Raw genomic sequence first — 7,001 nt, 5'->3', positions numbered from 1 at the left:
GGGACCTCTCGGACCCCGCGCGGGGACAACGGCGGGGCGGCCGCGGGGCGGGGGGTGAGATCGCACGGGGCGGGGTTGGCCCACCGCCTGGCCGCGCCGGGGGGGGCCCCCGAATACACCGGGGGGCCCCCCGCCTCCGTCGTACCGGGTGTAGGCGCACGGCACGAGCAACCACCCGGGAGACACCGACATGACCGCCACCCCCGAGCCGCAGTTCCCGGACATCCTCGGCAGCAGCTTCAAGGATTTCCTCGCCGCCGCGGAGCAGGACCTCGCCGGTCACCGGGCCGAACTCGAAGTCGCCGAGAACCGGGTACGCGGCCTGCGCCGCCGTCAGCGCCGGGCCCGCCGCCGCGAGCTTCTCCAATCCGCCCCGCACGCCGCCCGCGCCGCAGCCAAGTACGGGCTCATCGCTGCCGGGTTGATCGCGTTCGTCGCCGCGATCGCGCTGCTCGGCACCGGACAGAGCGGCAGCATCGAGTTCTTCATCGCCGGCGCCACCGCCTGGAGCACCGCAGCCGTCATCCCCCGCTGACCCCATCAACGCTGCGATGCCCCGGCCCAGGCCCGGGGCATCGGCATGTCCAGGCCCACAGCGCTCCGGGTTTCCAGCCTGGACCTCGCCTCGACCAGCGTGGGACCGGGGAGAACGGTTTCAGGGCAGCGTGGTGACCCGGTCCGGCTCCGCATGGGTCGTGGTGGGCCAGAAGAACACATACCGTTTGCGTGCGGAGACGCATCCGACGTCGAGGCGTGCCTGCACGACGCTGTCGCGGGGAGCGCGCACGACCATGACGAGTCGGGTGCAGCCGCGCAATTCTGCTGATCGGGTGCGTCGTAGAACCCAGCGGCCGGAGGCCGTCTTCTCGTTGAGGGCTTCGAGGCTGACATCTTCCAGGACGCGTTCGACGCCGCGCTCCACTTGGGCATCGATACCGATGTCCGCGATCGTGAGGCTCGGTCCCAGCGTCACTTTGGTGCTGCGCGTCATCTCGCGTGCGCTGCGGTCCGGTTTCATCGACCAGGCCACCGCCGCCGGTTCGCCCCCATCGGTCCGGTCCAGAGCGACATCGACCCAGGCGCGCTCGAAGCGCTCCTGTCCCCCGTCGTCGGGGTGGAGGGACAGCGCCATGACACCGAGCACCCACCGCCACGCGGGGTCGTCTCGGAACGCGGCGATCTCGGGATCGTCCCCGGAAGGTCCGCCGGGCAGCGGCGCCCAGAAGGGCCCGCCGAGCAGCAGTCGGCCCGGCAACAGGGGAGGACCCGCAACGGCGCGTACTTCCCGGGGATCGAGAGGCACGGCAGCGAACGAGAGATCAGGGATGTCCATCTTCAGTTGTGTTGACCTGTCCTGCTGTGAGTCGTCGGCCTCGGTCGCCATTCGCGCTTCCTCTCCGGATCGCTCAGTCCCACCCGCCGATGAAGGAGAAAGCGCCCCAGTCGCGGTACACCGGATACTGCTCACGGGTGCTGCGGAGCGCCGCGGCATAGGCGTAGTGGCGGGGTATGCCCGAGCGGACCCGTTCGTAGAGTTCACGGTAGAAGAACTCGGCTGTGTCCGACCGAACACCCCACAGGGTGCCGACAATCGTCCGCACGCCGGCCAGGAGGAGTGTCGCCGGCAGCCCCCACGCGTTGTCGGCCAGGTCCATCCGGCCCAGTGACGTCTCGCACGCGCTCAGCGTGACCATCTCCGTTCCGCGCAGGTCCAGGGAGGTCAGCTCGTGAGCGCGGAGCAGTCCGTCCGATGCTTCGTCCGGTGTGAGGTAGACGCACTGGAACGAGGGCGCGTGGAAGTCGTGGCTCCCGTGGGCCGCCAGATGGACGAAGCGCGATGTCTGGAGCGCCTCGACGAAACGGGTTTCGGTCGCGTCGTCGTCCAGGAGCGGTGCCACTCCGAAGACGTCGCCGATGGCGCGCGCTTCGCTCGAGGTGTGGGGCAGGGGGGACATGGCGTGCGGGTTTCCCTCGGGGTAGGTCAGCGCAAAAGTCGTGAGCTGCCGCTCCCTGCGGGTTGTCGTGGTGGCACCGCCTCGTTCGTCCAGCAGGAGTGCGTGGTTGGGAAGTGTCGTGACGGTCCAGTCCTCGCAGAGGGGGCGTCCGCGGTGCCGCATCAGTCCGAAGGGCACGTAGTGCAGTGGTCCGTGCGGTACGAAACAGAGGTGGTCCTTCCCTTCGGCGCGCCATGTGTCGAGGCAGGCCGCCACGCCCGGCAGATAATCGCTCAGCAGGGTGTCCAGTTCCTCTTGAGTTTCCGCACTCACGTCGTCCGGGTCACTCGGTTCCATGAGGTTGCGGCGCAATTCCGATACGAGCAGCGAGACGATCGACCCCCGGGCCGAGGCGTCGTCGTCCCCGAACTGGAGTTCTGCGTCGGGGAAGTCGCTGAGGGCCGCTGCCGCACGCATGCCGGTCCGGGTCAGCGCCACCGTGTAGATCGCCAGCGTCCGCTGAGGGCTGACTCCGATGTAGACGTCGATGAGGACGGTCCGGTCGTCCAGGGCCCGCTGGATGCCGTCGGACGCCAGGAGCACCAGGTCCTCGGTGCGTGAGTCGGCGAGCAGACGCCGCGTCAGATGGCTGTCGTATGCGTGACGCAACGCCCGTACCCGGTTCCTGGGCGTGTCGGTCAAGTTGTCCGGTGCCGCCGTCGAGTACGCCGCGAGCAGCATGTGCTCGTCCACTGGCTGGTCGGGCAGCTCGTCGACGGGGTTGCCGCGAGCGGCCAGCTCGCTTTCCGCCTCATCGAGTCGGTCGAGCAACCGTCGCCCTTGGTCGTCCTCCTGCCAGCGGAACCTGTCGCGGCTGAGCAGGAGTCCGGCGAATCGCAGCCCCTTCGCGAGCTGCAGCACCACGATCAGCGCTTCTGGGTTGATCCTCGTGCCGGGGGCGCCGGCCATCAGCGTCGCGATGGCATTTTTGCAGATGTTCTGCAGGTACCACGTCGCCGCGTCACCATTGAGGTTCTCCAGGCGGATGGCGCAGGCGGCGATGCCGATGACCGTATTGATCGCACCCTCGTGGTCGGTACGCGCGACGAGGTCGTCGATGCGGGCAAGAACGTCGAGGGCGGCATCGGACAGTCCCAGATCGCACATCATGGACAGTGACGTGGCGTAGGACTGGATGGCAGCAGCCCAGTCTTCGTCCTGCACTGCGTTGACCGCGATCCCCAGATGCAGGGTGGCACGCAGATGGTCCAGCGCCTGTGCGTGGTCGTGGCACCACACCGGGGCGAGTTCCTCCGCCTCGTCGAGCATGGCCAGACCGAATGCCTCGTCGTCGGTGTGAGGGCTCATCCCGGCGAGCCCCACGAGGGCGGCCGCGTGGCTCAGCGGATCCCAGTCCTCTGCGGCTGCACGGGCTTTGACGGTCTCCCGTACCACGGCCGGCTCTGCGTCCGACAAACTGTCATACCCACCCGGGACCCTGGCGGAGACGAGCGCCTGCACCTCATTGCTCCACTGCCTGCGGCGTGCCCAGCCGAGATCGAGAAGATCGATCAGCGGACGGGCTCTGTCCGCCGCTTCGAGAGCTCGCTGCGGGGCCACACGACGCAGCAGGGAAACGATGTTGAGCGCGACGTCGACCGCCATCTCCTGACCGTGACGGCGCAGTCTCTGATCCAGGCTGGGTTCGAGCAGCGCGTCCACGACACTCAGGTCGATGTCCTCCCCCATCGCGACAAGGTGGTGCAGGATCGCGACCACCTCCCCGGGCGCCAGGACGGGGTCGATGAGGCCGGCTGCTTCATGGCCCCATTGCGAGAGGGAGGCCCGGTCCACCGGGACCCCCGTGGTCTCGGCGATGAGCAGGCTCTGAACCGCGGCTTTGAGAGACATGCCCCGCTCGTGACCCTGCAGGAGCCCGGCAGCCCGCCGGTAGTAGTCCGCGCCCCGGGGAAGAGTCTCGGAGACGGGCGGCATCTGCCACGTCTCGGGGTCCAGTCCCTCGAGTTCCTGCCGGTGCGTCTCCCAGAACTGTCGTTGCCACCGATACAGCTCCCTCTCGAGGTCGAGCGAAGTCCGTCTGCCCGTATACGGATTGGTGCACAGCGCTCCAAGACCGAGGAGCGCGGAGATCTCGAGTTCGACGTCGTTGGTCCGGCGAGCCTCCACGAGCACCGCTTCCCCCGCCATCAGCGCCATGGAGAACAGCCGCCCGTCGGCATGCTCCGCCAGGACACGTGCGGCGCAACCGAGGAACAACACCTCCGCATAGCGTCCCGCTTCATCAGCCAGTGCCCCTCCCGGTCTGGCCGCTGTCGCGGCGCGCACGATCCTGATCAGAGTCAGGGCCGCTTCGGGGTTCAGTTTCTTGGTGAGCGAGGTGATCGCGCGGACGTACGACTGGGACTCCGCGGGCCGAAAGGCAGCGGCCGCGGTCCGCTCCGCGGCGGCAAGACCGACAACGCCGTCGGTGACCTGGGACCAGAGAAGCTCGTAGGGCGCGTAGCCGATGGAAAACTGCGCCTGCTGGTTCAGCCAGGCCGCGATCCTGTCCTCCAGCTGCCCGAGCAGCGATCCGATCGCCTTCGTCTCGGGCAGCCGCTGGGTGGCCTTTCGGAGCCGGTCGAAGTACTGCTCGGCGTAGAGCTCCGGGTGTTCGTCCAAGAAGCGCTCCCTGGCCTCGCCCGTCAGGGCCGAGGCCTCCTGCAGGAGTGCAATCCGTACCCCAACCCCGCCTTCGTCCATGTTGGCCCCCGTATCCACCAGCAGCTCCGCAATGACAGGCTACGCGGGTCGGACCGACTGGATGGGGAACTCCTTGCTTCATGTCGAGTGCGCCCGGCACCGACTCGGGCCCTCGCACGCGCGAGAAGGCGGCAAGCGCGACCCTCTCAGCAGCTTCGTCCAGACACTGTCCGGGCAGCACGAATCCAGGCGTGCAGGGAATTGGAGGCAACCAACTCGCTGGCTGCAGGGGAAGTTCACCTGCATCGCGAAATCAGGCAGCCAACTCGGTTCATGCAGGGGCCTGTAAGCGAATCCGCCGCTCCCCCATCCAACGAGCAGCGCAAGGCATCTTGCCTCCCCCAGTCGAAGCTACGGACCTGACTGCACAAACACGAGAAGCTCCATTGGGATTCTTGCGATACGCCCGTAATTCCAGCTCAACCACGGGATTGCTGCTCACGGCACTACGCGCCTCTGGCCAAAATACGGCGCTACGAAGTCTCGCAAGGTCATGTGTGTCGCCAGAGCAACGCAGCTTCGTCCGGATGAGGTTCGAGATCGCAGCTACCTGCTGCACCTGAGCCCCTGCCTGGTCCCGGTGCGCGACGCCGACACCGACGCGCTCACCCCGTGGCTTGCCATGCCCTTCATTCATGGCCTCACCCTCGACCAGCATGTGACAACCCGCGGACCCGTGGCAGGAGCGCGGCTGTACGCGTTGGCAGCCGGTACTGCGGCCGCACTCACCGCGGTCCACGAAGCGGGCATCGTTCACCGGGACGTGAAACCGCAAAACGTCATCCTCGCCTCCTCCGGGCCGCAGAATCCAGGGCCCGCGACCTCGACCTTCGCGACTCCATCGGCCGCGCTCACCAGCGGGGCCAGCACTCGGCGACGGCGCGGGCGGCCAGGCCCGCGGACGTGGCGAGTTGCATGGCGACGTTGGTCGAGTAGTCGCCATGGCGGCGGTGGCGGGGGCGCTCCACGCGGATCTCTTCGGGCAACTCTGCTGAGATGCGTCCGGACTGGATGGCCGCGTGTACGCCGTCGGAAATGACGGCCGCGAGATCTGCTGGAGTCACGACGGCGACGCTACCGGGACGGCCGCTGCAGGAGACATCGATTACTCGGGCTCAGTCCCCCTCCTCGCACCGCCCCGTCGCTCACCGTGAGCCGCCGCCCCGGGCGGACGCGGCGACGCTGCATGCGGCAGCGTCGCCAGCTGGTGGCAATGACGCTGTGGCGAGCATGGCGGAGGCCGGCAAGCTCCGCGGGGGCCTCCGTCCCGTGAGTCGTCAGCGGCCCGCCGAACAGCGGCCTACGCGGGCTCGCCCGCGGACGGCGCGGGAGCATACGGCTCAATCTCGTGCCACGCGGGCGGCCCTCCGAGTTGCCAGGCAAGCGGTTCCTGCCCGCCATCCAACGACTCGCGCGCCGCGTTCACGAAACGGATCTGTCCCGCGACCAGCGCAGCGTGAACCTCCTGCAAGTCCTCGCGTCTCTTGGGGGAGTTGTCGACCAGTTCGGCGAAGCGTCCCACCGCGCCGGTCAACTCCGAAGCGGCTGCAGCCACCTCACGCGGCGCGACCAGGCTGACAGCGGTCAGCGCCGAATGCCACGGCACCCAGTCGTACGTATGGGGCCGATCTTCCAGGAACGCCTCACGCAAGTCCATCTCCAGCGTGGCGAACGCCTCCAAGAAGGCCGCATACGCCTTCGTGCGGTTGTCCCTGATCCACTGCTCGTTCTGGCCACGCCGCCCCACAACGCCACCGGCGAAGACGCCTACGACCGTGGCGGCAACGCCGCCGGCACTGGATATCACCAGGTCCCACGGGACAGCCAAGTCATGCCTCCCTCCACCACGCTGGACCAGCCCGCACAGACGAACCAGGCCACGCCCAGACCCTAACGGGCTACGGCGAAACGACGCAGCCCGACCCGTCGAAAAGGATCACGCGCATTCAGGGATTGCCCCGCGAGGTCAGGCTCGCTTTACGGCCCCCCCCCCCCCACGGCGTTTGACGCCCGTGGTCGGGGCCGTGGCATGCGGGGTGAGGTGACGGCCTGTGCCCTCCGACCAGCTCTGCCGGCGGAGAGCAGCGCCACGGCCGCGCCGAGGGCGCCGCTGAGCAGGGCGACGGCGAGGCTGCGGCGGCCAGACGGGGCGGGTCCGGCGGCTTCGGATCGGGGGTGCGGTACAGCTGTCACGTACTCCGCTATCGCCTGCGCCGTGAAATCAGCTTCACCCCGGGCGTGTCAACCCATGATCGCGCCACCGTTCCGCCATGGACATCTCAGGAACAGCACATGAGCTGACCA

The 7,001-nt window shown here is 68.3% G+C and carries 5 protein-coding genes and 2 pseudogenes; 2 read left to right on the top strand and 5 right to left on the bottom strand.

The annotated features are described in order from the left end of the window. Positions 1-190: 190 nt before the first annotated feature. Positions 191-535, top strand: a complete 345-nt coding sequence (locus tag ACIBK0_RS48595; protein WP_399095864.1) for a hypothetical protein — start codon at positions 191-193, stop codon at positions 533-535. Between the two features lie 120 nt (positions 536-655). Here the strand turns inward: ACIBK0_RS48595 and ACIBK0_RS48590 are convergent, their stop codons facing one another. Next, positions 656-1,384 (bottom strand): hypothetical protein, encoded by a 729-nt coding sequence (locus ACIBK0_RS48590; protein WP_399095861.1) that lies wholly within the window; start codon positions 1,382-1,384, stop codon positions 656-658. A gap of 22 nt (positions 1,385-1,406) precedes the next feature. Then, the gene (locus tag ACIBK0_RS48585; RefSeq protein ID WP_399095858.1) at positions 1,407-4,616 is read right to left on the bottom strand and encodes a CHAT domain-containing protein; all 3,210 of its coding nucleotides are present in this window, start codon (positions 4,614-4,616) and stop codon (positions 1,407-1,409) included. A 574-nt stretch (positions 4,617-5,190) separates the two neighbouring features. Here ACIBK0_RS48585 and ACIBK0_RS48580 point away from each other — a divergent pair. Then, positions 5,191-5,478, top strand: a pseudogene (locus ACIBK0_RS48580) (hypothetical protein); the annotation flags it as partial. A 70-nt stretch (positions 5,479-5,548) separates the two neighbouring features. Here ACIBK0_RS48580 and ACIBK0_RS48575 read toward each other — a convergent pair. The 3 genes and pseudogenes from ACIBK0_RS48575 to ACIBK0_RS48565 all read right to left on the bottom strand — a co-directional run. Next, complete coding sequence (locus tag ACIBK0_RS48575; protein ID WP_399095855.1) at positions 5,549-5,761, bottom strand: hypothetical protein; 213 nt, start codon at positions 5,759-5,761, stop codon at positions 5,549-5,551. A gap of 236 nt (positions 5,762-5,997) precedes the next feature. Continuing rightward, entirely contained in the window at positions 5,998-6,525 is a 528-nt protein-coding gene (locus tag ACIBK0_RS48570) for a hypothetical protein (RefSeq protein ID WP_399095852.1), read from the bottom strand. 222 nt (positions 6,526-6,747) lie between these two features. Then, positions 6,748-6,902: pseudogene (locus ACIBK0_RS48565) on the bottom strand (TIGR02234 family membrane protein); the annotation flags it as partial. Positions 6,903-7,001: the final 99 nt, after the last annotated feature.

Source organism: Streptomyces sp. NPDC050564 (genome assembly GCF_044457265.1).
Lineage (GTDB): Bacteria > Actinomycetota > Actinomycetes > Streptomycetales > Streptomycetaceae > Streptomyces.
Note: the sequence above shows the minus strand (reverse complement) of the source record. Positions and strands in the feature narration are given on the sequence as shown.